Here is a 23866-nt window from a genome sequence, read left to right on the forward strand (position 1 = left end):
GGCACCTACCGCATGGGTTCGTTTCGCGCAAATAATGCCCGAATGGTCAATGAAAATCCAAATCTGCAGACTGATCGGGCGAAAATGCGTTGACTATTTGGGCAGCGCTACGCCCTCATCAAATCGATCTGGCTCGCAAAAACGATGTTTTTAGCGAGTCGCTCAGCACGTTTTAACTACTGCGAAAGCCAAACCGACCAATGGCACTCAAGCCTAAAGACCGACAGAACGAAATTGCTAACCTCATCGCCCAAAAGGGCGAAATGAGCGTCGAAACCCTAGCCGAGACATATGATGTTTCACTGGAAACCCTGCGACGGGATCTGGCGCGCCTGTCCGAACAGGGACGTATTCGCAAGGTGCATGGCGGTGCCAAACCGGCGCAGCTGCACAGTGAGCCGAGCTTTGCGGAACGGATGACCGAGGATCTGGAAGAGAAACAGGCCATCGGATACAAATTGCGCGCCGAGCTGCGCGATGGCGACACGATTTTTATGGACACCGGATCGGCCACGCTGATCGCCTGTGACGCGCTTTTGGGCATGAACGGGCTGACGGTGATCACAAACTCGGTTCTGGTGGCGCAAAAGCTTGGGGCTGAGGCGGGGATCACCGTCTATTTGCTAGGCGGGGTCTATGGCTCTGGCAATCAGCAAACCCTGGGGGTGATGGTGCGTCGGCAAATCGAAAGCTTTTATGCGGACCACGCGGTGCTGACCCTGTCTGGCCTCGATGTCAAAGCGGGCATTACCTATGCCGACCCGCAAGAGGCAGAGGTGGCCGAGGCCATGGTGCGCCATTGCGAACAGGTCACCTATCTGGTGACATCGTCGAAATTCGGACGCCGCGCCGCCTATCGCACCGGTGGGCTGGCTGAAATTGACAAAGTGCTGACGATGGATCCGCCGCCCGAACCGCTGGCGTCCGAGCTGGCGCTGGCCGGTGTCCAGATCTCCACCGAACAAGAGGATGACAATGCCTAAGTCCCTGCGAACCTATGTGCGGTGGGTCGACTGCGTGTCGGATTACACCGGTATTTTTGCCATGTACCTGATCTTTGCAATGGTCGGCGTGCTGATCCTGGATGCGGTGACATCCGGGCTGCAGATCTATCTGCATTGGTGTATCGAACTCGCCCAGTTCATCCTTGCGGCCTATTACTTTATGGGCGGCGCCAAGACGATGAAGGACGGCGACCATGTGCGCATGGATCTGCTGTATGACCGCCTGTCGCCCAGAGGCAAGACGATCACCGATCTGGTGACGATTTCCTGCCTGCTGTTTTATCTGGTGATCATGTTCATCGGCGGCATGTCGTCCCTGGGATATGCGATTGAGACGGGCGAGCGGCGGTTTTCCATGTGGAACCCATCGTTGATCCCGATCAAGGCGCTGATGGTGATCTGTCTGGGGCTGATGATCCTGCAGACCGTCTCTGAAATCATAAAACACATTGCTGACCTGTGCGGCGAACCGATGACCCCGGCAAATACGCTCGCCGCTGAGGAGACGACTTCATGAGCTACGAACTTATTGCTCTGACCATGTTTGCCACGATGATGGTGCTGTTGCTGACCGGCCAGCGTGTCTTTGCGGCGATCGGCTTTGTGGCCTCGATCATGGTGCTGCTGCTTTATGGCAATGGCGGTGTCGAGATCCCGTTTTCGGCGACGTTCAAGCTGTTCAACTGGATCCCGATGCTGACGCTGCCCCTGTTTATCTACATGGGCTACATCCTGTCCGAGGCGGGGATTGCCGAAGATCTGTATAAGATGTTGCACGTCTGGTTTGGCCGGGTTGGCGGCGGGCTGGCCATTGGGACGATTTTTTTGATGGTGATCATTTCCGCGATGAACGGCCTGTCGGTTGCTGGCATGGCCATTGGCGCGACCATTGCGCTGCCCGAGATGTTGCGGCGGGGCTACGACAAAGTTCTGATCACCGGGGTTGTGCAAGGGGGATCCTCTTTGGGGATCCTGGTGCCGCCCTCGGTGGTGATGGTGCTCTTTGCGATGATCGCCCGCCAACCTGTGTCGCAGCTGTGGCTGGCGGGATTGATCCCCGGCCTGATGATGGCGGCGATGTTTGTGATTTATGTAGTCATCCGCACGCGGATAAACCCTGCGCTGGCCCCGACCGTGTCCGACGACGAGCTGAATATGCCGTTGTCGGACAAGCTGAAACTGCTGTCGGCCGGCATTATCCCATTTGCGATTTTCTTTACCATGACGGGTCTGTTCATCATGGGCATCACCTCGCTGGTGGAAAGCGCGGCTGTGGGCGCGACCTCGGCCACATTGGCGGCGGCGATCAAGGGGCGGCTGTCCTTGAAGATGGTGCACGAGACCGCGCGCAAGACGCTTGGCGTGTCCTGCATGTTCCTGTGGTTGATCCTGGCGGCGCTGGCCTTTGGCGCGGTGTTTGACGGGATCGGTGCGGTGCGCGCGATTGAGAACCTGTTTATCAACAACTGGGAGCTGACGCCCTGGCAGGTGATCATCATGATGCAGATCAGTTTCGTGGTGATGGGCATGTTCCTGGACGACACCGCGATGCTGGTGATTGTTGCGCCGCTTTATGTGCCGCTGGTCAAGACGCTGGACCTGGGCTTTGACAATCAGATGATCTGGTTTGGCGTGCTTTATACGATGACCTGTCAGATCGCCTATATCACGCCGCCCTTCGGCTATAACCTGTTCCTCATGCGGGCGATGGCGCCCAAAGAGATCACGCTTCCCGACATTTACCGTTCGATCTGGCCCTTCGTTGCGATGATGACGTTCACGATCGCGCTGGTAATGATTTTCCCACAAATCGCGCTTTGGCTGCCTGAGCTTGTGCGGAATTGATCACCTCCTCCTCCAAATCCACGTCCGACAGGAAGGTCATAAAATGACTGAGAAAACAAAACAAAGCCCGTCAGAAAAAATCCTGACATCCCGCCGTAAGTTCCTCACCACCACTTCCGTTGGTGCGGCGGCTACCCTTGCTGCGCCTGCGGCCATCGCCCAACAGGGCCCGATCAAATGGCGTCTGCAGACCTATTCCGGCGCGCCGCTGGGGGCGCATGTGATCAAGCCGCAGATCGAGGCCTTCAACACCGCCGCCAATGGCGACATGGAGATCGAGCTTTATTACGCAGACCAGCTGGTCCCAACCGGCGAATTGTTCCGCGCGCTGCAAAACGGCACCCTGGATGCGGTACAATCGGATGAGGCAACCATGGCCTCTCCGGTGGATATCTCTGTCTTTGGCGGCTACTTCCCCTTTGCCACCCGCTACTCGCTCGATGTGCCGGCGCTGTTCAACTACTACGGTCTGAACGAGATCTGGAAAGAAGCCTATGACGAGGTCGACAATGTGACCTGGCTGTCTGCGGGCGCTTGGGATCCGTTGCATATCTTCACCAAGGATCCGATCAACTCGCTGGCGGATATGCGCGGCAAACGCGTCTTTGGCGTGCCAACGGCCGGCCGCTTCCTGTCGCAATACGGTCTGATCCCTGTGACCGTGCCATGGGATGACGTGGAAGTTGCACTGCAAACCGGTGAGCTGGACGGCGTGGCCTGGTGTGGCTTTACCGAAGCATACGAGGTCGGCTGGGCGGACATCTGTAACTACGCGCTGACCAACTCGGTCACCGGTGCGTGGTTCGGGTCGTATTTTGCCAATACCGAAAGCTGGAACAAAGTGCCCGCGCATTTGCAGGAACTGTTCAAGATCACCATCGACCAGTCGCACTACTATCGCGCCACATGGTATTGGGGTGGCGAAGCCAAGCTGCGCACCGAAGGTGAAAAGCTTGAGCTGACCTCGATCCCTGATGAGGAATGGTCAACAGTTGTGCAGGATTCCTCGAAATTCTGGGATGAGATCGCCGCAAAAGGTGGCCGTCCGCAGAAAGTTGTCGACGCGTTCAAAACCTATGCGGCAACAATGGAAAAAGCGGGTTATCCGTACCGTTAAACGAACCCTTCGGGCGCATCTGGCATCACCGATGCGCCCGTCTCCCTCATACGCGATGGCACCGGCCGGCTGCGTGTGACACAGAATTTGATTTAGGCACGTCATGGCGCATTACCGATGTAACTTGGGCGGAGAGCTGTTCCGTTTTGGCAGTCTGGGCGAGGTGATGGCCAAGGCCACGCCGGGACGGTCGGGCGACGCGCTGGCGGGGTTGATCGCAGGCTCGGATGTGGAGCGGGTGGCGGCACAGATGGTTCTGGCCGATCTACCACTCAAGGATTTCCTGTCTGAGGCTCTGATCCCTTACGAGACGGATGAGGTCACCCGGCTGATCATGGACAGCCATGACACTGCGGCCTTTGCGCCGGTGTCCCATATGACCGTCGGCCAATTTCGCGATTGGCTGTTGTCGGATCAGGCCAGCGCACCAGTGTTGAAATCCCTGGCGCCCGGATTGACGCCCGAGATGGTGGCGGCGGTGTCCAAGCTGATGCGCAACCGGGATCTGATTGCGGTGCCGCGCAAGATCGACGTGGTGACCAGCTTTCGCTCCACCCTGGGCCTTGCGGGGCGGATCGGGTCACGGCTGCAGCCCAACCACCCGGCGGATGATCTAAAAGGCATCGTGGCCTCCACCCTGGATGGCCTGTCCTATGCGGTGGGGGATGCGGTGATTGGCATCAACCCGGCCACCGACAATATCCCCACGGCCATGTCGCTGCTGTCGATGCTGGACGAGCTGATCGCCCGCTATGAAATCCCGACCCAAAGCTGCGTGTTGACCCATGTCACCAACTCGATCGAAATCATGAACCGCGGCGCGCCGCTGGATCTGGTGTTTCAATCGGTGGCTGGCACCCAGGCGGCCAATGATGGTTTTGGGGTGACGCTTGCGATGTTGAAAGAGGCGCATGAAGCCGCGCTGTCTCTGAACCGGGGCACGGTGGGCAACAATGTCATGTATTTTGAAACCGGCCAGGGCAGCGCCTTGTCCGCTGAGGCCCACCACGGGGTGGATCAGCAAACGCTTGAGGTGCGCGCCTATGCGGTCTGTCGCGCCTTTGATCCGTTGATCGTCAACACGGTCGTGGGCTTTATCGGGCCAGAGTATCTTTATGACGGCAAGGAGATCACCCGCGCCGGGCTAGAAGACCATTTCTGCGGCAAACTCCTCGGCCTGCCGATGGGCTGTGATGTTTGTTACACCAACCACGCCGAGGCGGATCAAAACGATATGGATGTGCTGATGACCCTCTTGGCGGACGCGCGCGCCCATTTCCTGATCGCGGTGCCGGGGGCGGATGACATCATGCTGAATTATCAAAGCCTCTCGTTCCACGACATGGCCTATTTGCGCAACGCCTTCGGCCTAAAAGCCGCGCCTGAGTTTGAGAGCTGGCTGGAGGGCATGGGGCTGATCAATGACCACGGCCATCTGATCGACAGCACACACGGCACGCAGCGCCTGCTGGAGGCCGCATCATGAGCGCGCCCACTGATACTCGTGACCCCTGGGCAAAACTGCGCGCTGCAACGCCTGCGCGCATTGGGCTGGGACGCGCTGGAACCGGGCTGCCGACCTCCGACAATCTCGACTTTCAATTTGCCCATGCGCGGGCGCGTGATGCGGTGCATTCGGCGCTGGACGTGAGCCGCCTTGAGCAGGATTTGGCAGCGTTTGAGGTGATCCAAGTGACCTCTGCCGCGCCGGACCGGGCGACCTATCTGCGCCGCCCGGATCTGGGGCGACGTTTGGGCGCGAATGAGGGCGCAAATCTGCCCGCCCAGCCTTGTGATGTGATGTTTGTCATTGCCGATGGCCTGTCCTCGGCTGCGGTGCAAACCCATGCAGCGGCGGTCATTGAAGCGGCTTCGGCAAAGCTCACAGGGTTTGCGATTGGCCCGGTTGTGATCGCCACCCAGGCGCGGGTTGCCATCGGGGATGAGATCGGCCAGGCCATCGGCGCGCGGTTGACCGTGCTGTTGGTGGGCGAACGTCCCGGCCTGACGGTGGCGGACAGTCTGGGGGCCTATCTGACCTATGGGCCAGCGCCCGGCGTCAAAGACAGTGCCCGCAATTGCCTGTCCAACATCCACGCCAAAGGCGGCATGAGCTATGATCTGGCGGCCGAGAAAATCGCCTGGCTCACCCGCGCGGCCTTGCGGATGGAACTGACCGGCACCGGGTTGAAAGAAGAGGCCGACCCCACAGAGATCCCGGATGCATCCGACGCCACCCAGGCGCTGAACACGCCGCAGACGTAGGTCGGGTTTACATCCGTTGTTCCTAGGGTGTTGGTTCCACCTCAAAGGACGCGCAAAAGGCGCATATGTCCATGAGTTTTCAGCGTCTGCGCAAGCAGCGTGATCGAGGCAACTTCAACTTTCCCGGGGTTAACAGATGCTTGCAATGTTTCGCACGCGAAACAATTGACCGTTTGGACAATCAAAGAGTTTTGCAACGATTTGGGAGCGGGGCACTGAGTTTAAAAGGTTTGCCCTTCACAGCCCGTTGCATTGGCTAAAAGTTTAATGAGATTTTTGGCGGTCAACAGGCGGCGCGCCACAGCAACCTACGCAGGCGATTAATTTGTGTAACGCCCAATGTAATCCACAAAGTAGACCTAGATACTGCATGCGGCGAAGGTCTCAAAAGAGCCCATGTCGACCAATGCTGCGGGATGCACAAATGTCAGCAAAGCGCAGTAAGCGGGCACGAATTGAACTCTAACAGCATCAAAGTTCGCTGGACTGACTTGGCGAAGGATTCGGCGGAGGACAGGACCAAGCCCACTAAGACTGATCTTGCGCCTTAATGCCATGCCAACAGCAGCAAAGAACCGACAGTGCGCGATCTTTGGCTCCCGAATGGTGCTGATCCATTTGTAGTGGCCTTAGAGATTGTGTTTTGCATTCAATGAAAATTTCTTTGGCACGCACCATACACTTCCCTCAGTGCGAACAACCGTGACAAAAAAGAGCGGCACAAATAATGGCGGGCCGAGTAACGTAGTGCTTCTCACAAAAACAAAATGCGTTGCCAATCGGGCAACGCATCCCTGCTTGAAGTATTCTTCCAGACGTATCTCGTGTCGCATAGCATCGGATGCAAATTGAAATGAAAGGTTCAGCGATGTCCGCGTCTCTCAGCATGATCGAACAAAAACTAGAATCCATGGGATTGAAGTTGCCGTCACCTCCTCGTCCAATCGCCAACTACCTACCTGCTGTGGAAGTTGGAAATATCCTCTACGTTTCAGGCACGCTCGGCACGATCCGTGATGAAAATGATCAGGATATCATACCGATCAAGGGTAAGTTGGGCGGCGAATTAACCATCGAGCAGGGCTACGAGTCTGCAAAACTTATGGCCCTAAACCACCTTGCTTTGATGAAAAAGGCCATCGGTGACCTGGACCGAATTGAGCGCATCGTAAAAATGGTTGGATATGTGAATTCTGCGCCTGGGTTTACCGAAGCGCACCTGGTTCTAAACGGGGCGTCCGACCTCTACGAAGCCCTATTGGGCACAGAACGCGGCAAACACGCGCGTGCGGCTCTGTTTCAAAACGAACTTGGCTTGGATGCACCGGTCGAAGCGGAAATGACCGTTCAGTTGAAATCCTAAATCAATCTTCGTTGATCCACCAACGTTTGCGGGCGGCCTTCAAGGCTGCCTCATCTTTTTCTTCCCACTCCGAAAAGCGATCTTCCGCGAATTTGGCGAATAGTTCAGCCGCCGGAGAGAGAGCCCTCTGCCGTCGGCGCGCAATCGAAAGGTGCCGGTGATCAAAGGCTGAACATTGTAGATTTACGGGAACCAGAACATCCGCGTTGATTTCTGAATAGACCGCCTGCGCTGGTACAAAGAATACCGCATTGTTCAAAAGCGCGTAGCTTCGCAGAAACTGAAGTTTGTTACTGATTGTCTTAGGTGCAACCTGTGCTTTTTGCTTTTTGGCGATGCGTTTGATCAATTGGCTAATCCCAAAACTGCTGTCGGGAAGCACGTGATCATAGCCCATCAACTCAGGCAATTCGATCGGCCGACCATCTGCAAGCGTATGTTTCGAAGGAACAAAAGCTTTCAAAGGCTGATGGTAATGCGCGAAGGCTTCGAGCGCGTGGTGGTTTGAAAAATCGTACACAAAGCCAATGTCAGCCTGATATCGATCCAATGCATCCACGGTTTCATCGCGGCTGGCGACCACAATTTCAAAGGTCACGTCCGGGTAGGCTTCATTGAATTCTGTTAAAATTCGGGGCAGGAAATTTTCGGTGATGCCTTCAACCGTGGTAATGCGGATTTCACCTCGGTGCAGCGCGCGCAGATCGTCGATATCTGACTGTACAAGATGCAATTGTGCTTCAATTTTCAAACCATGCGCCCAAAGCCGTTCTCCGGCTTCGGTTAAGCGAACGCCGTCTGACCTGCGGTCTAGCAACACGCAGTCCAACTCATGCTCTAGAGCAGAGATCTGGCGGCTGATGGCAGAGGCGGCAACGTGAAGCCTTTCAGAAGCACGCCGTATCGATTTACATTTGGCGACTTCAAGGAAGTATCTTAAAGCGTTTAAATTCATAGCTTTACCCCTGTTACGTTGCTCAAAGTTAAGGCAATTTGCAAATGCCGCTGTTGCCGATTCAGCAACGCGCTCATCGCAAGTTAATGCTACCTGCGCAGAAAAATGCAATGCCATAGTTAATCCAGTGAATGGGGATACGCTAAGACAGAACTTGTTTTGCTCCCAATTCATCCCTTCACGGGGCATGACCTTAAAGGTCTCAAGAATAGGACCACAAAGTGGCCACCTGAATACTCTGTTCAACGAGAGGAACGTCCAATGAAACTATTCACCTTCGCCTCAGCGCTTGCCGCTACTGTTGCGATGTCTGGTGCTGCATGGGCAGAAACCATTCAACTGCGCCTTGGCCACACTGGTGCGCCCACACACCACTATCAAACCATTTCGCAAATGTTTGCGGATACCGTGAAAGAACGCACGGGGGGTGCCGTCGAAATCCAGGTGTTCCCTGCGGACCAACTTGGCAAGCAGCTTGAAGCTGTAGAAGGCACAATGCTGGGCACACAGGATATCTTCCTGGTTTCTGATACCGTTCTGTCGAACTGGATCCCAGACATGGGCATCCTGAACCTGCCGTTCCTCTTTTCTTCCTTGGATGACGTTCACGAAGTTCTGGAAGGCCCAGTTGGCGATAAGCTGGAGGCCAAAATGGAAGGCTCCGGCGCTTTGGTCATCGGCTGGTGGATGGGTGGTCTGCGTAACATCACAAACAACGTGAAACCGATCGAACAGCCATCTGATTTGGACGGTGTGAAAATCCGTGTGCCTGAAGGCGAAGTCTTTGTTGAGACTTTCAAAGCCATGGGTGCCAACCCGGTGGTGATTTCCTTTGGCGAGCTTTATTCCGCTCTGCAACTTGGCACTGCTGACGCTCAGGAAAACCCACCAGCGCACATCCTGACCAAGAAGTTCTATGAAGTTCAGGCCTATACCACCAAGTCGGCGCATATCTACCTTGGTTCACCGCTGATCATGAACGAAGCCAAGCTGATGTCGATCCCGGAAGAGCACCGCAAAGTGTTGCTGGACACGGCAACCGAAATGGCAGCTGTACACTTGAAAATGGTGAATGATCTGGAAGATGGTCAATGGGCAGAGTTGGCAGAACTGGGCAACCAGATCAACGATGTGGACACAACCCCTTTCAAAGAAGCCACAGCGCCTGTGATTGACATGTTCAAAGGCAAGCTTGACGCTGCGATTATCGAAGAAATCCAAGCACAGCTTGCAAACTAGACTGAATAGCCCTGCAGCGTGACGATGCGCTGCAGGCCAAACTGGGGGCTCACATGGCAGTTTTGAATTGGTTAGAAACTGTGATTAGGGCGGTAGCGGGGATTTGTCTCTTTGCAGTTTTTGCCTTGGTAACAGCCCAAGTCGCTAGTCGCTTCATATTTAATTTCTCCCTGGCCGCCGCAAGCGAACTGTCGATCTACGCAATGATCTGGTCGGTCTTTTTGGGGGCTGCGGTCGCTTTCCGTCGCAATGGGCATATTGCCATGGACATCTTGAAGGCGCGTTTGCCCGAAAAGCTAGACAAGATCGCGAACCTGCTGATTTTCGTGGTGCTCGCAGTTTTCCTCTGTCTGGTGATTGTCAAAGGGTATGAACTTTCGCAACGCGCAATGCTGCAAAGATCACCCGCAGCAGGCCTGCCTGTTGGCTTTATCGCCTTCGCGATGCCCGTTGGTTCTGTCCTTGCTCTTATTTTCTTAATCGAAGGCCTCTTCGTATCTGTGCCTGCGGAAGACCACCATGACTGAGATCCTCTTTCCGACCCTTTTTGTTCTGCTGATTCTGGGGGTTCCGGTCGCGTTTTCCTTGGGGATGGCTTCGGTTGTGGCGCTTTATTTTGCCAGCCCGATCCCACTGCTGATCCTGCCACAAAAATTGTTTAACGGGCTGAATGGCTTTCCATTCCTGGCAATCCCGCTGTTCCTGCTGGCTGGCAACATCATGGCCGCGGCGCAGATTTCGGAACGGCTGGTCAAACTGGCGGGGCTTGGTTTGGGTCGCTACCCCGGCGGGCTGGCACAAATGTCGACCGGCGCGTCTGCGTTCTTTGGTGCGATTTCTGGGTCCGCCCCAGCAACAACATCCGCCATCGGGTCGATCCTGATCCCGTCGATGAAACGTCGCGGTTATCCTGCGCCCTATGCGGGGGCCGTGGTTGCCTCTTCGGGCGCGCTTGGGCTAATCATCCCGCCCAGCCTGACCATGGTGGTCTATGGCACCATTGCCGATGTTTCGATTGGGGATCTCTTTATCGCTGGTATCCTGCCCGGTGTGACCATCGCTTTTGCCCTTGGCGTGGTGAACTACATCCTTGCCAAGAAAAATGGCCTTAAGGGGGAAGCCTCGAATAAAGAGATAAAAAAAGGCAAAGTGATCGCTGAAAGCGGCCTTGCGCTGATTATGCCGGTCATCATTCTGGGGGGGATATACGGCGGGATTTTTACACCCACGGAATCCGCCGCCGTTGCCTGCCTTTACGGTCTAATTGTTGGCCTCTTCATCTATCGCTCGATTTCGGTCAAATCACTGGGGCCGATTTTCATTAATACCGCCATTAGCTCAGCGATTGTGATGTACCTCATGGGCACTGCAAACGCCTTTTCCTTCATCATCACCGCTGAACAAGTCCCGCAGACGGTGGCAATATCTATCCTGGACATCAGCCGGGATCCGACGCTGATCATGTTTCTGATATTGCTTCTGCTGTTGGTCGCAGGGACATTCCTCGATAACGTGGCAGCTTTGGTGCTGCTGGTGCCAACCTTGGGCACTTTGATCGCCGCTGTCGGTATCGATCCGATCTATTTTGGCGTGTTCACCGTTGTGGCGCTTGCCGTTGGTAACTTTACACCGCCCGTAGGCCTGAACCTCTTCATTGCGGCAGGCTTGTCGGGGTCTCGGATCGAACAGATCTCCAAAAGTGCTTTGCCCTATATCGGGGCCTACCTGCTGGTGCTTGTTGGGATCATCCTGTTTCCCGAGATCATCACAATTTTTGTCTAACCATCTTACCTTCCTACGATCTGGAGTTTCATCGTGGACAACACCTTTTGCCATCAAAGCGCTACAGCGCTTGCCAAACGCCTGAATGCAGGCGAGCTGACATCTGAAGACCTGGTAAAATCCTGCTTTGAGGCCATCCGAAATCACGGGGATGAGGCGATATTCATTACGCTCACAGAAGAATCCGCGCTCGAAGCTGCACGGGCCAGTGACAAGCGCCGGGCCGCGGGCATTCCGCTGAGCGATTGGGACGGTATTCCAGTCGCGTGGAAAGATCTGGTCGACATTCCCGGAACCCCCACCACAGCGGCCTCCGCCGTATATGAGAACGCCGCATCGCCAGACCAACCAGCCGTTGTCTATGCAAATTGCGAAAAGGCTGGGCTGATTTCGGTCGGCAAAACCAACCTGTCGGAATTCGCCTATTCGGGTCTGGGATTGAACCCGCATTTTGGCACGCCGGTGAACCCGCATTCTAAGGAAAATCCGTGCGCGCCAGGTGGCTCATCCGCTGGCTCTGCTGCCGCGGTTGCTGCCGGGTTGGTCTCGCTGGCGATTGGCACCGACACTGCAGGTTCTGTGCGTGTGCCCGCGGCCTTCTGCGGTGTGATGGGTTTCAAATCCAGCCAGCAACATTACGACAAAACGGGTGTTTTCCCGTTGTCCACCAGCCTTGATTCCCTTGGCATCTTCGCCCATTCCATCGAGGATCTGGTCACCTTTGATCAAATTCTGCGCGGGGTGACTGCTGCCACTGTGCCGGCAGCAAAACTTAAGGCCAAGATTATCGTGCCCACCACTATCGTTCTTGATGACTTAGAAGATGCCGTCGCAAGCTGCTTTCAGAAAACGCTGTCCGCTCTAGAAGCACAGGGCTACGAGATCGAGCACAAAGACTTTCCGATCTTCAGTGAAGTGTCGCAGCTCTTTGGGAAGCACGGCACGTTGACCGTTGCCGAGGCGGCCACCTACCACAAAGACTTGCTAGCCAGCCCAGATGCCGAGAAAATGGACCAGCGCGTGCGTGAGCGCATGTTGACCGCTTCGCAATTCACCGCACAAGACTACGTGTTGTTGCAATGGGAACGTGCGCGGCTGGAACAGGCTGTGAAAGACGTGCTGGGCGATGCGCTTTTGCTGTTCCCAACCGTTGCCATCACCGCGCCGTTAATTGCCGAACTCGAGGCAGATGACGACCTATATATTAAAACCAACCTTATGTCGCTGCGAAACACCATGTTGGGCAATTATCTTGGCATGCCTGGCGTGAGTCTACCAATCGGACATGATGCAGATGGCTTGCCAATTGGCGTGCTTGTATCAGGACCAAATGCCACCGATGTCGAACTCCTGCAGCAAGCGCTATCGCTTCAGCAGAACTTGAGCAAGGAATAACTGGTTTTAGCGAGGCAAAAGGAATGCGGCGGTTGTAGAAATTCTACCTGATAGTGAAGCACTTTGAAACGCCGCTAAATTTGCAAACCATACAAGGTTTTTCTTAGCCAAGGTAACAAAGTGCATGTAGCAGACATTGTCGCTTTAATTTTGTTCGGCCGCTTTGTCCGCGTTGCCGAAGTTGGCGCTATGCGCAGCACGTGTCCGCTTTCTTAATCTTGAGCTTGGGTCATTAAGGCCGCGATAGGGGTGGGTTACACTGTATCGCGCCTTGTGCTTTCCCGGCAGTGTCTTAATGCGCGTCGCGGTCTTTGCGCCTGCGCGGTAACCAGGCCATGTGTTATGATAGGGCGGGCGTATCAATAAGGTAGACAAAAACTATGGCAGAACGATTTGAACGTCACCGTCAAGCTTGGACGCAAGAGGAAATACAAAAACTGCATCTGTTGGTGTCCAAGGGGATGGGGTTGAAGGCCATTGCCAAGGCTCTGACGCGGTCTGAGGAATCTACCAAAAACCGGGCAAAGCTCGACAAGATCAAAATCAAGAAAGCGCGCTGAGATTGGGGCCTTAACTCCGAGGATACGTGATCTCAGATCGCCTCCGGTATTGGTTCGAGGCCTGTGTCATTGGGATCGCGTATTATTTTAGGCGGCTTTGGTGCGGGTGGTGCATTATCGCAGCCAGCAAGCGGTGGCTCCCAATAGAAATGATTATATGTACAGTCCGGCTTGAGGCGCCGGAACGCGTCGCGCTTATTAGACTCATAGGTGGACGTGCATGCGCCTGTCAAAAGCAAGGCAGCCCCCCAGAACAGGATAGGTTTTTTGACCATTCGGGTTTTCCTTTTCGAGATGTCTTTTGGGCGGCGAGGGAAAGTGCGCGCGCAAATCTTTGCGTGCCCTCACTCGCTCTCTTCCAGATAGAACGGCAGTTTGCGCAAGGTCGCCTCGGCATCTTTTAGGGTGTCGTGGATGCCGTCGGTCAGGGTGGTGAAACTGTTGCGGTCGAGCGAGGCGAACAGGCTGTCGTTCACATTGCGCAGGATGGGGGCGAGGTCTTCGATGGCTTGGGCGCAGGTCGGGGTGATCTTGATCAACACGCTGCGGCCGTCCTCGGGGTTGGCGGCTTTTTGCAACAGATCTTTGGCGACCAGACGGCCGACCTCTTTGGTGACATGGGCGCCCGAGACATGCAGCACTTCGGCCACCTGGGCGACGGTGCGGCCGTGGTCGCCCTGATGCTGGGCCACATGCAACAGGATATTGTACTGCGGTTTGGTCACGTCGAGCCGTTTGGCAAATTCGGCCCGCATCTGTTCGATCCGGGTGGCCAGGGCGGTCACGTCATAGAGCAGTCGGCGCAGCAGAAGATCGTTGCCGTCGATCAAAAGCGCGTCGCGCGTGACAGTGCGTGGAAAGGTGAAAGATTTGCCATCCATAATTGGTCGATATGACCCTTTTGTTGCGCCCGATCTAACAGGAGGTAAAGGGCGCGTGTGAATTCTGTCAAGCGGGCACACGGGGTTGTTAGCTCACAATCTCTTCGCAAAAAGGTTATTTGAATAGCTAACTGAGTTAGGCAATTAAGCAAGCAACCACGCAGTTCTGACGTGGGGTTCAAAGTTCCAAGGAGACCCGCACATGAAAAATCTTATTCCCGCCGTTGTCGCACCCGCCGCCGTTCTGTTGATGACCGCCACATTGGCGCTGGCGCATGACAAAACCGCGCCAACCGAGCACAAGGGCGTTAGCGTCTTTGGCAAAGCCGAGCTGGCACTGGGCGCACAGATCCCCGCGATGGAGGGCTATCAGGTCCGTATTCGTCAGGTGACCGTTGAGCCGGGCGGCATTGTTGCGTCACACGATCACGGCACCCGTCCGGGCGCGTATTTCGTGGTCTCCGGTGACGGTGTGACTGAGCACCGCGGCGATGAGAAAATTCACGTGGCCCCTGGCACTGCGGTTCTGGAAAGCAAGGACGTGGATCACTGGATCACCAACGACGGCGGTGAAGCGCATTTCTTTGTCTTTGACATCGTTCCAGTTGAGAATTGATCGACGACTTGGATGACCTGATGTGCCGAGATCAGGGTATCTGAGCGGCGGGCGGTGGGGCAACCTGCCGCCTGTTTTCCGTTCTAGGGTGTGCGCTGAAAACTGCGTAGGATTGCATCCGCCACAAGGCGTACAGCCGGCAAAGATGCCACGTCGTGATGCAGAACCATCCACGCAGTCCGGGACAGGGGGGAAGGTTCTGGCAGCCGTTGTAGCTGCTTGGACTGTCCCGCAATGCGATCCGGCAAAAGCGCAAGCCCCAGTCCAGCCTCAGCCGCCGCGATATGCGTATAGATGTTGTTTGAAGTGATCTGAAACACGCGGCCTGCTGCGTAGTCTTCAAGCCATGTTTGTTGCGGCGTCTGGGTCAGGCCCCTGTCAAAGCCGATGAACCGCCAACTGTCTTGGGCGCGGTCGAAATAGTTTGGCGCGCCATAAAGCGAATAGGTGATTGTCCCCAGTTTGCGGGTGATGTTCTGCTTGGAGGTTGGTTCCACCAGACGGACGGCAATATCGGCGTGCCCGTGATCCAGCGATGCCACTTGGGTGTCCGACATCAGGTTCAGTTGCAGATCCGGATGCGCCTCGGCGATGTCTGTCAATTCGGGAATGAACGTCTCACTCAGGAATGCAGGGGGCGCGCTGATGCGGACGGTGCCTGTTACCGTGTCTTGGGCCAAGTTGACCAGGCGGTCGATCTTGTAGGTTTGAGCTTCCATCGCGAGGGCGAGGGTTGCGATGTCCTGACCTTTTTCGGTCAAGGGCGTGGACCGGGCCAGACGGCGTACGAGGCTATGGCCGACGTCTGCCTCTAGTGCTGCCAGTCGGCGAGATATGGTGGCATGGTTCACGCCCAAGGCCCGCGCCGCACCGGCAAGTGATCCTTCGCGGGATAAAACGGCCAAGACCTGTAGGTTGCCCCAATCCATCTGATCATTATTGCACAGATGCCGTGATGTTTCGAAGAATTTTTAACAGATGAGATGGGTTTTATCCTGAACTCAGGAAAGTAATAGGAGAGCCGCCCATGCGCCGCGTCATGTTTCACTGGAAGCATCGGATTTGGCTTGCCGTGACTGCAGCAATTATGGCGGTTGTGGCTTTTCTGGGTGCGGGACCGTTGGGACAAACTATGGAACTGTATGAACATGCAACCATTTCCGGGGAGTTAGACGACGTTTGGCGCGTGGCGACGGATGTCGCCGGCTGGCCGCAGTGGGATCCGCATGAGGAAGCGGGTGAGATCTATGGCCCGTTTGTGGCCGGGACCACAGCGTTTTCAAAACCACGCGGCGGCCCGGCGGCCCATTGGGAGCTGATCGAAGTCACCGAACACCAGTCCTGGTCCCTGATCAACACGATGCGCATTGGCACGTTGGAAGTGGACAATCGTTACACCCAACTGCCGGACGGCCAAGTGAAGTGTGAGAAAATCATGCGGGTGTCGGGATGGATTTTGACCACCCTATTCAAGCTGCACTTTGAAGCTGCGACCCGCAAGGACATGCAGGCGACGTGGGCGGCGTTGGAGCGCGAAATTGGTTGATTTTTGTGTCGCTTAGGTGGGCTCGGCTGGTGTCGGACTACGCAGTGGGTGACGCATCACCGCCTGTGGGCCAGCCGCGCCATGGGGCCAGGTGTCGCCGGTGTTTTCAAAGCCCGCCTTGGCATAGACCGACAGCGCGCCGAGATTGCGGAAGTTCACTGTGAGATAGACAAAAGACGCCTGCGGATAGAGCGGTGCCAGATAAGGGGCGAGGGCGCGCATGGCGGCGGTTCCGACCCCTTTGCCCTGAACGCGGGAATCGATGATCAACGCGCGCATGCCAATCTCGCCCGCAGGCGCGACCGGAAAGCTGATGTGATAGTGGCGGTCTATTTTGAACACCCCCACCGGCGTGGTTTCACCGGGGGCGGTCTCCATCAGGATCTGGTGCAGGTCAAAGCGGTCAGGCGGCTCGCGAAAGATTTCCTCAACCGTGCCGACAAAAAGGATCTGGTCGGGGAAGGGCGCGATATGCGCCACCGTGTGGTCTTGCGACCGCTCCAGTGGCGCAAGGCTGATCATGTTTCCATGGCTTCCAATTCGTCGATCATGTCAGAGATCATTGACAGGCCCTTGTCCCAGAATTTGGGGTCCGAGGCATCAAGGCCGAAGGGGGCCAGCAGTTCCGTGTGGTGTTTGGAGCCACCGGCTTTGAGCATGTCGAAATACTTCTCTTCAAAGCCTTCGTCGCCTTCGGCGTAGACCGAATAAAGCGCATTCACCAGACCATCGCCAAAGGCATAGGCGTAGACATAGAAGGGTGAATGCACGAAATGCGGGATATAGGCCCAGAAAGTCTCGTAGCCTTCGACAAAATCAAACGCTTCGCCCAAGGATTCGGCCTGAACAGACATCCACAGAATGTTGATGTCATCAGGTGTCAGCTCACCCTCGGCGCGGGCGGCGTGCAGTTTGCATTCAAAGTCATAAAACGCGATCTGACGCACAACCGTGTTGATCATATCCTCGACCTTGCCGGCCAGCAGGATCTTGCGCTGTTCTTGCGTTTCGGCGGCGTCGAGCATTTTGCGGAAGGTGAGCATTTCACCAAAGACAGACGCGGTTTCGGCCAAGGTCAGGGGCGTCGACGACAGCATCTCTCCCTGTTCGGCGGCGAGCACCTGGTGGACGCCGTGGCCGAGTTCATGGGCGAGCGTCATCACATCGCGCGGTTTGCCCAGATAGTTCAGCATCACATAAGGGTGCACATCGGTGACGGTCGGATGGGCAAAGGCGCCGGGGGCCTTGCCGGGTTTTACGCCCGCGTCGATCCAGCCCTTGGTAAAGAACGGTTCCGCAATGTCACCCATGCGGGGATCAAAGGCGCTGTAGGCGTCCATCACGGTTTTTTCCGCGTCTTCCCAAGCCACGGTGCGGGTGTCTTCCATTGGCAGCGGCGCGTTGCGGTCCCAGACCTGCATGCGGTCCAGACCCAGCCATTTGCGTTTCAGCTCGTAATAGCGGTGGCTGAGCTTGGGGTAGGCGGCAACCACGGCTTTGCGCAGGGCCTCGACCACCTCGGGCTCGACATGGTTGGACAGGTGACGCCCGGTCTGCGGCGTTGGCATGCCGCGCCAGCGATCAACAATCTCTTTTTCTTTGGCTTGCGTATTGTGGACGCGGGCAAAGATTTTGATGTTGTCGTTAAACACACGGGAGAGTTCACGCGTGGCGGCCTCACGTTTGCTGCGGTCCTGTTCGGTCAGCAGGTTCAACGTGCCTTCGATGTTCAGCTCTTCGCCGTCGACGGTAAAAGTCAGACCCGCGATGGTTTCGTCAAACAGACGTTCCCAGGCATCGCCCACCACACCGAGGTCATGCAGGAATTTTTCCAGCTCATCCGACAGTTGGTAGGGTTTCATCGCGCGGATGCGGCCGAACACCGGCTTGTAGCGCGCAAGATCGGTATTGGCGGCGAAATGGCCGTCCAGCACGTCGTCTTCGATCCGGTTCAGTTCCAGCGTGAAGAACACCAGCGGCGTGGTGATCACGGTGATCTGTTCCTGCATGTCGGACATGAATTTGGCCCGGCCCGCATCGGTGGTCAGCTGGTAATAGCGCAGACCCGCATAGGACATGATGCGGCCGGCGATCTGGTTGATCTTCTCATTGCGCAGCACGCAGGTCAGCAGCCCGTCGGCGTCCAGCTCGGCCAGCTTGCCTTCGTAGTCAGTGGCAAAGGCGGCGCATTCTCCCTGGAGCCAGTCGAGATCGCGGGTAAGCTCTGGCGCGTCTTCGCCGGTGTAGAGATCGCTTAGATCCCATTCGGGCAGCGCGCCGAGGTTGTCGGACCCGGCCGAAGCGTTGACGTCAAAAACAGGGAAGGGAAGCTGGAACATGGGGGCTCCTGAGTGTGAAAATTTCTGCATCAACATCTATGGTGCGGGAAGGGCAAGCACAAGCGATGGGGAGAGTGTCAGCTGTTTTGGGCGAAGAATTCAACCATGTCCTGCAAGATACCATGCCGGGTGTCTGGATCTTCCATCAAGACCTCGTGACGGCCGTGATCAACGATACGCAGTTCTCCGCTGGGCCAAGCGTCCATACGCGTGCGGACGGCATCGGGGCTGACGATCTGTTCATTGCTGCCAAGGAAACACAGCGTTGGGATATCCGGGGCAGTTTGACCAGTGAGATAGGTGCATTCGCGCATCCCCTCATAGACCCAATTGGTAGTGGGTCCGGCAATTGCCAAACCCGGGACCGCTTTGATCTGGTCGCGCAGCATGCTGTACATATCCGCATCATTGGTCAGCAGATTGCCCATAAAGGCATGCGCCTGGACATAGGGAACGCGGCTGGTTGACGGGGCAAGGTGATTGCTGAAACAGAACGTGCGGGAAAATACCCCAAAGATATAGGCCAAGGGGCGCAGCGGGCCGGGCAGTTTGATGTCCCACATCGGCGCGGAAAAGGCCGCGGCTTGTACCGGCAGACCTTCGATTAGGGCGCGCAGACCAATGGCGCCGCCCATGGAATGGCCCAGCAAAAACCAAGGCTTAGGCATGTCGAGCGTGGTTGCCAGTTCGACCATGGCGGCCACATCGGCCTGATAATTGGTGAATTCGTCAATGTGACCCATCACCGGGTCATTCAGCAGGCGATCAGCCAGACCCTGTCCGCGCCAATCGATGACCAATGTTGCCAGCCCGTTTTTGCCAAAGACGCCGGCGGCATCGCCGTATTTTTCGATGTATTCAGTGCGCCCCGGAAACAGCAAAACGCTGCCTTTGGCGGGGCCGTGTTCGGTCTGTGCCGGCCAGTGACCGGCGCGCAGGCGCAGCCCGTCGCTGCTGTGGATCCAATGGGCCGTGCCGCCGCCCGGTCCACGGGCGATCTCTTCGTGCAAAGGGGCGTCGGTGCGGCGCAAGGATCCACCATCCATCAAGCGAGCACCGAAGCCAGTTGCATCGCGGTGCCCATGTCGCCGTCAATCGACAGGCGGCCCGACATAAAGGCGCTGGTGGGGTTCAATTCGCCGGTGATCATGTCCTGAAACACCTCGGCATCAGCGGAGAGGGTCACGTCAGCCTCATCATTGCTGATGCGGGCACCGTCTGAGTCGAGCACAATGGCACCCAGGCCTTCGATTTCAAATTTGGCAGATGCAGGAAATTCCGCGCCATCCAGTTTTTCGTTCAGTACTTCTACGGCTTTCGCCAAAATATCGCTCATGATTGCGCTTCCTTCATTGCCTGCGCCCCAGAAGTGCACATCTTTGTGACGAGTGAAAGACTCATACTGGAAATATGCCACGGCGCAGATAGACTGGAGCCATGATGTTGGAAAAACTCTTAACGTTCAAAGCTATCGTTGCGACAGCCGCTACGATAGTCACGATTTCCAGCCCTGGTATCGTGAGCGCACAATCACAAGGCGAAACAGAGCTTTTGGCAGAGCTGGCAGAAGCCGATGCCGAAGCGGCAACGCGGCTGGAGCGTGAACTGCGCAACAAATGGGACAAAAGCGGCTCGGCCACGATGGATCTGCTGTTGCGGCGCGGCCAGGATGCCATCGACCGCGGTGAGCTGCGGGTGGCGATGGATCACCTGACGGCCTTGGTGGATCACGCGCCTGAGTTTGCTAGCGGCTGGTTGAAACGCTCCGAAGTCTTTGCCCGGATGGATCAATTTGGCCCCGCCGTTGCCGATCTGGAACGGGCGCTGGCGCTGAACCCCAATGATTACGACGCGCTCTATATACTCGGCACGGTGTTTGAGCACTTCCTTGATCCCAAGAAAGCCTATGAGGCCTATCGGCGTGCAAAGGCTATACATCCGCATCACAAGGAAGTAACCACAGCGCTGGAACGACTGGCGCCCATCGTGATGGGCAAGGAATTGTAAGGCCCATAGATGGCTGTTCAGGAGTGATGCAATGATGCGCGCATCGCGGGTTGTGGCCGTGCTGGGCCCGACCAATACGGGCAAGACCCATTACGCTATCGAACGGATGTTGGGCTATCGATCCGGGATCATGGGCTTCCCGCTGCGTCTTTTGGCGCGCGAGGTCTATGACAAGGTGGTGGCGATCAAAGGCCCGTCAGTGGTGGCTTTGGTCACCGGCGAGGAGCGCATTGTGCCGCCGCGCGCCGCCTATTGGATCTGCACGGTTGAAGCCATGCCCGAAGGGATGGGCTGTGACTTTCTGGCGATCGACGAAATCCAGCTGTGCGCCGACCCTGAACGGGGACATGTGTTCACCAACCGACTGCTCAATGCGCGCGGCACTCATGAGACGCTGTTTCTGGGCGCCGATACCATGCGCGGCGCGATTGCCGATCTGGTCGATGATGTCGAATATATGCGGCGCGAACGGATGTCGGACCTGGTCTATGCGGGCTCCAAAAAGATCAGCCGCATGCCACCGCGCAGCGCCATTGTTGGGTTCTCGGTCGACAATGTCTATGCGATCGCCGAGCTGATCCGCCGCCAAAAAGGCGGTGCGGCGGTGGTGATGGGCGCGCTGTCACCGCGTACCCGTAATGCCCAGGTCGCCATGTATCAAAATGGTGAGGTGGATTATCTGGTGGCCACCGATGCGATTGGCATGGGGCTGAACCTTGATATTGACCATGTGGCGTTTTCCTCGACCGCAAAATTTGATGGCCGCCGGATGCGGGCGCTGGCACCCAATGAGCTGGCGCAGATTGCAGGCCGGGCCGGGCGGGGCATGAGCCACGGCAGTTTCGGTGTCACCGGTGATGCACGTCCGCTCGATGAAGAGACCGCCAGTGCGATTATGGACCACCGGTTCACGCCGTTGAAAAAGCTGAACTGGCGCTCTGCGGATCTGCGGTTTGGCAGTATCGACGCTTTGGAGCGTTCGCTTGATCACAGCCCGACTCATGAGCGGCTGATGAAGGCGCGCGAGGCGGATGATTTGCGCACGCTCAGAACCATGGGACAGGATGGCATGGTGGCGGCGCGTGCCAGCGATGCACCGAGCGTAAAACTTTTGTGGGACGTATGCCGAATCCCCGATTTTCGTGGTATCAGCCACGCCGAACATGTTTCGTTACTCACAGTTATTTTTGAACACCTTCACGAACGCGGCCGTATTCCGGATGATTTTCTGGCCAGGCAGATCCGCCATATTGACCGAACCGACGGAAATATCGATGCTTTATCCAAGAGATTGGCATTTATCCGCACATGGACCTATGTGGCGCAACGAAACAGTTGGGTAAGTGACGAAAGTCATTGGCGCGATCAAACGCGCGCTGTAGAAGACAGATTGTCAGATGCGCTGCACGAGCGGTTGACTCAGAGATTTGTGGACCGGCGCACATCCGTGCTTTTGCGCCGGCTCAAACAGAAGGAGGCCCTTTTGGCCGAAGTAAATGACCAGGGTGAAGTGACCGTCGAAGGCGAATTTGTCGGACGGCTCGAAGGGTTCCGGTTCTCACCGGACAAAAGTGCACAGGGTGCAGAAGCAAAGGCGCTGAAATCAGCGTCCCTGCAAGCGCTGGCGCCACATTTCCACCTGCGCGCAGATCGTTTCTACAACGCGCCCGACACCGAGATCGATTTCACCGATCAAGGTGGGCTGATGTGGGGTGAACACGCGGTTGGCAAATTGGTCGCAGGCAGCGATCCATTGTCGCCACAGGTCGAAGCCTTTGTGGATGAAATCGCCGGAGCCGAGGTCGCCCAAAAGGTCGAACGCCGCTTGCAGCATTTCATCAGCCGCAAGGTGACAACTCTGTTTGAGCCGATGCTAAACCTCAAAAACGACGAAGCCCTGATCGGTCTTGCGCGAGGCTTCGCCTTCCGCATGGTTGAGGGGCTGGGCATTCTGCCCCGTGCGGGTGTCGCGCAAGAGGTAAAGGACCTGGATCAGGATTCCCGCGCCGCGCTGCGCAAACATGGTATCCGTTTTGGCCAGTTCACCATCTTTATGCCCTTGCTGCTGAAACCCGCGCCGACGCGTCTGCGTCTGGTGCTGTGGTCGCTGGCCAATGGCTCGCAAGAATTCCCGGTGGCACCGCCCCCCGGTCTGGTCACCGTGCCAACCGTGGACAGCGCGCCGCAGGGTTACGACACCATGTGCGGCTATCGCGCCGCAGGTGAGCGGATGATCCGTATCGATATGCTGGAACGTCTGGCCGATATGCTGCGCAACGAAGACAGCCGCGGCGGGTTTGAAGCCAAGGCCGATATGTTGTCGATCACCGGCATGACGCTGGAGCAGTTCTCAACCCTGATGCAGGGCCTGGGCTACCGCGCTGAAAAAGGCGAACGTCAAAAGGTCAAAGCGGCTCCGGTTGCGGACGCACCTGCTGCTGAAGCACCAGCGGCTGACGCTGCTGAAGCACCAGCGGCTGACGCTGCTGAAGCACCGGTTGAGGGTGCTGCATCCGAGGAGGCACCTGCCGTTGAAGCAGAGGCCGCACCAGAACCAGACGCTGCGCCAGATGTGGCTGTCGAGGCCGCACCAGATGCAGTCGAAGCAGAAGCCGCAGCTGCGGCCACGGATGCAGAGCCTGAGATCGAAGTGTTTTACACCTTCACCTGGGGTGGCAATCGCAACAACAACCGCCAGAACGCAGGCCGTGGCCGTCGCAATGACGCAGCCCAGGGCGAGCGCGCCGGTGGTGGCGAACGCCAGGGAGACCGTCAGCCACGTGGGGGCGGCAAAGGCAAACCCAAGGGCGGCAAGCCCGGCAAAAAGGGTAGCCCGCGCCAGAACCAGGGGGCCAAGACATTCTCGTCTCGTCCACCCAAGAAGGAAAAAGCAATTGACCCGGACAACCCCTTTGCAGCAGCGCTTATGGGGCTGACCAAAGGCGATTAAGC

Annotated in this window: 23 protein-coding genes; 16 read left to right on the forward strand and 7 right to left on the reverse strand. The window is 56.7% G+C overall.

The window, feature by feature from the left end; translation table 11 throughout:
* Positions 1 to 200 precede the first annotated feature (200 nt).
* From KMP13_RS09825 to KMP13_RS09855, 7 genes are all read left to right on the forward strand, one after another.
* A complete protein-coding gene (locus KMP13_RS09825; RefSeq protein ID WP_215265676.1) occupies positions 201 to 983 on the forward strand; it encodes a DeoR/GlpR family DNA-binding transcription regulator in 783 nt (260 codons plus the stop codon).
* Entirely contained in the window at positions 976 to 1521 is a 546-nt protein-coding gene (locus KMP13_RS09830) for a TRAP transporter small permease subunit (protein ID WP_215265677.1), read from the forward strand. Before KMP13_RS09825 ends, KMP13_RS09830 begins: the two co-directional genes overlap by 8 nt.
* Positions 1518 to 2849 carry a TRAP transporter large permease gene (locus tag KMP13_RS09835; RefSeq protein WP_215265678.1) on the forward strand — a complete coding sequence of 444 codons (1332 nt, stop codon included), beginning with the start codon at positions 1518 to 1520 and terminating at the stop codon, positions 2847 to 2849. The genes KMP13_RS09830 and KMP13_RS09835 overlap by 4 nt, the downstream gene beginning before the upstream one ends.
* A gap of 82 nt (positions 2850 to 2931) precedes the next feature.
* On the forward strand, positions 2932 to 3966 hold the full coding sequence (locus KMP13_RS09840) for a TRAP transporter substrate-binding protein (RefSeq protein WP_215265818.1): 1035 nt from the start codon (positions 2932 to 2934) through the stop codon (positions 3964 to 3966).
* A 103-nt stretch (positions 3967 to 4069) separates the two neighbouring features.
* Positions 4070 to 5452, forward strand: a complete 1383-nt coding sequence (locus KMP13_RS09845; RefSeq protein ID WP_215265679.1) for an ethanolamine ammonia-lyase subunit EutB — start codon at positions 4070 to 4072, stop codon at positions 5450 to 5452.
* Entirely contained in the window at positions 5449 to 6231 is a 783-nt protein-coding gene (gene eutC, locus KMP13_RS09850; RefSeq protein ID WP_215265680.1) for an ethanolamine ammonia-lyase subunit EutC, read from the forward strand. The genes KMP13_RS09845 and eutC overlap by 4 nt, the downstream gene beginning before the upstream one ends.
* An 841-nt stretch (positions 6232 to 7072) precedes the next feature.
* The gene (locus KMP13_RS09855; protein ID WP_215265681.1) at positions 7073 to 7594 is read left to right on the forward strand and encodes a RidA family protein; all 522 of its coding nucleotides are present in this window, start codon (positions 7073 to 7075) and stop codon (positions 7592 to 7594) included.
* Between the two features lies 1 nt (position 7595).
* Here the strand turns inward: KMP13_RS09855 and KMP13_RS09860 are convergent, their stop codons facing one another.
* Entirely contained in the window at positions 7596 to 8666 is a 1071-nt protein-coding gene (locus KMP13_RS09860) for a LysR family transcriptional regulator (protein ID WP_215265682.1), read from the reverse strand.
* A gap of 144 nt (positions 8667 to 8810) precedes the next feature.
* On the opposite strand from KMP13_RS09860, the gene KMP13_RS09865 reads away from it, so the two are divergent.
* The 5 genes from KMP13_RS09865 (at position 8811) to KMP13_RS09885 (ending at position 13525) form a co-directional block, all read left to right on the forward strand.
* Positions 8811 to 9788: a TRAP transporter substrate-binding protein gene (locus tag KMP13_RS09865; protein ID WP_215265683.1), complete on the forward strand. Its 978-nt coding sequence runs from the start codon at positions 8811 to 8813 to the stop codon at positions 9786 to 9788.
* 53 nt (positions 9789 to 9841) lie between these two features.
* Positions 9842 to 10315 (forward strand): TRAP transporter small permease, encoded by a 474-nt coding sequence (locus tag KMP13_RS09870; protein ID WP_215265684.1) that lies wholly within the window; start codon positions 9842 to 9844, stop codon positions 10313 to 10315.
* The gene (locus KMP13_RS09875) at positions 10308 to 11570 is read left to right on the forward strand and encodes a TRAP transporter large permease (protein ID WP_215265685.1); all 1263 of its coding nucleotides are present in this window, start codon (positions 10308 to 10310) and stop codon (positions 11568 to 11570) included. The genes KMP13_RS09870 and KMP13_RS09875 overlap by 8 nt, the downstream gene beginning before the upstream one ends.
* Before the next feature lie 33 nt (positions 11571 to 11603).
* The gene (locus tag KMP13_RS09880) at positions 11604 to 12965 is read left to right on the forward strand and encodes an amidase family protein (protein ID WP_215265686.1); all 1362 of its coding nucleotides are present in this window, start codon (positions 11604 to 11606) and stop codon (positions 12963 to 12965) included.
* Positions 12966 to 13345: 380 nt separating this feature from the next.
* The gene (locus KMP13_RS09885) at positions 13346 to 13525 is read left to right on the forward strand and encodes a hypothetical protein (protein WP_215265687.1); all 180 of its coding nucleotides are present in this window, start codon (positions 13346 to 13348) and stop codon (positions 13523 to 13525) included.
* A 344-nt stretch (positions 13526 to 13869) separates the two neighbouring features.
* Here KMP13_RS09885 and KMP13_RS09890 read toward each other — a convergent pair whose 3' ends face one another.
* Positions 13870 to 14406, reverse strand: a complete 537-nt coding sequence (locus KMP13_RS09890) for a MarR family winged helix-turn-helix transcriptional regulator (RefSeq protein WP_215265688.1) — start codon at positions 14404 to 14406, stop codon at positions 13870 to 13872.
* 202 nt (positions 14407 to 14608) lie between these two features.
* Between KMP13_RS09890 and KMP13_RS09895 the strand changes: the two genes are divergently transcribed.
* Complete coding sequence (locus KMP13_RS09895) at positions 14609 to 15022, forward strand: cupin domain-containing protein (RefSeq protein ID WP_215265689.1); 414 nt, start codon at positions 14609 to 14611, stop codon at positions 15020 to 15022.
* An 83-nt stretch (positions 15023 to 15105) separates the two neighbouring features.
* Here the strand turns inward: KMP13_RS09895 and KMP13_RS09900 are convergent, their stop codons facing one another.
* Positions 15106 to 15951: a LysR family transcriptional regulator gene (locus KMP13_RS09900; RefSeq protein WP_215265690.1), complete on the reverse strand. Its 846-nt coding sequence runs from the start codon at positions 15949 to 15951 to the stop codon at positions 15106 to 15108.
* A 98-nt stretch (positions 15952 to 16049) separates the two neighbouring features.
* On the opposite strand from KMP13_RS09900, the gene KMP13_RS09905 reads away from it, so the two are divergent.
* Entirely contained in the window at positions 16050 to 16568 is a 519-nt protein-coding gene (locus KMP13_RS09905) for an SRPBCC family protein (RefSeq protein WP_215265691.1), read from the forward strand.
* A gap of 12 nt (positions 16569 to 16580) precedes the next feature.
* Here the strand turns inward: KMP13_RS09905 and KMP13_RS09910 are convergent, their stop codons facing one another.
* The 4 genes from KMP13_RS09910 to KMP13_RS09925 form a co-directional block, all read right to left on the reverse strand.
* A complete protein-coding gene (locus KMP13_RS09910; RefSeq protein ID WP_215265692.1) occupies positions 16581 to 17090 on the reverse strand; it encodes a GNAT family N-acetyltransferase in 510 nt (169 codons plus the stop codon).
* Positions 17087 to 18907, reverse strand: coding sequence for a M3 family oligoendopeptidase (locus KMP13_RS09915; RefSeq protein ID WP_215265693.1), 1821 nt, complete (start codon positions 18905 to 18907; stop codon positions 17087 to 17089). The genes KMP13_RS09910 and KMP13_RS09915 overlap by 4 nt, the downstream gene beginning before the upstream one ends.
* Positions 18908 to 18984: 77 nt before the next feature.
* On the reverse strand, positions 18985 to 19953 hold the full coding sequence (locus KMP13_RS09920; RefSeq protein WP_215265694.1) for an alpha/beta fold hydrolase: 969 nt from the start codon (positions 19951 to 19953) through the stop codon (positions 18985 to 18987).
* Positions 19953 to 20243 (reverse strand): SCP2 sterol-binding domain-containing protein, encoded by a 291-nt coding sequence (locus KMP13_RS09925; protein WP_215265695.1) that lies wholly within the window; start codon positions 20241 to 20243, stop codon positions 19953 to 19955. The genes KMP13_RS09920 and KMP13_RS09925 overlap by 1 nt, the downstream gene beginning before the upstream one ends.
* A gap of 104 nt (positions 20244 to 20347) precedes the next feature.
* On the opposite strand from KMP13_RS09925, the gene KMP13_RS09930 reads away from it, so the two are divergent.
* Both KMP13_RS09930 and KMP13_RS09935 read left to right on the forward strand, forming a co-directional pair.
* A complete protein-coding gene (locus tag KMP13_RS09930) occupies positions 20348 to 20914 on the forward strand; it encodes a tetratricopeptide repeat protein (RefSeq protein WP_215265696.1) in 567 nt (188 codons plus the stop codon).
* Between the two features lie 31 nt (positions 20915 to 20945).
* Positions 20946 to 23864: a helicase-related protein gene (locus KMP13_RS09935; RefSeq protein ID WP_215265697.1), complete on the forward strand. Its 2919-nt coding sequence runs from the start codon at positions 20946 to 20948 to the stop codon at positions 23862 to 23864.
* Positions 23865 to 23866 lie beyond the last annotated feature (2 nt).

This window comes from Epibacterium ulvae (genome assembly GCF_018678075.1).
GTDB lineage: Bacteria > Pseudomonadota > Alphaproteobacteria > Rhodobacterales > Rhodobacteraceae > Epibacterium > Epibacterium ulvae_A.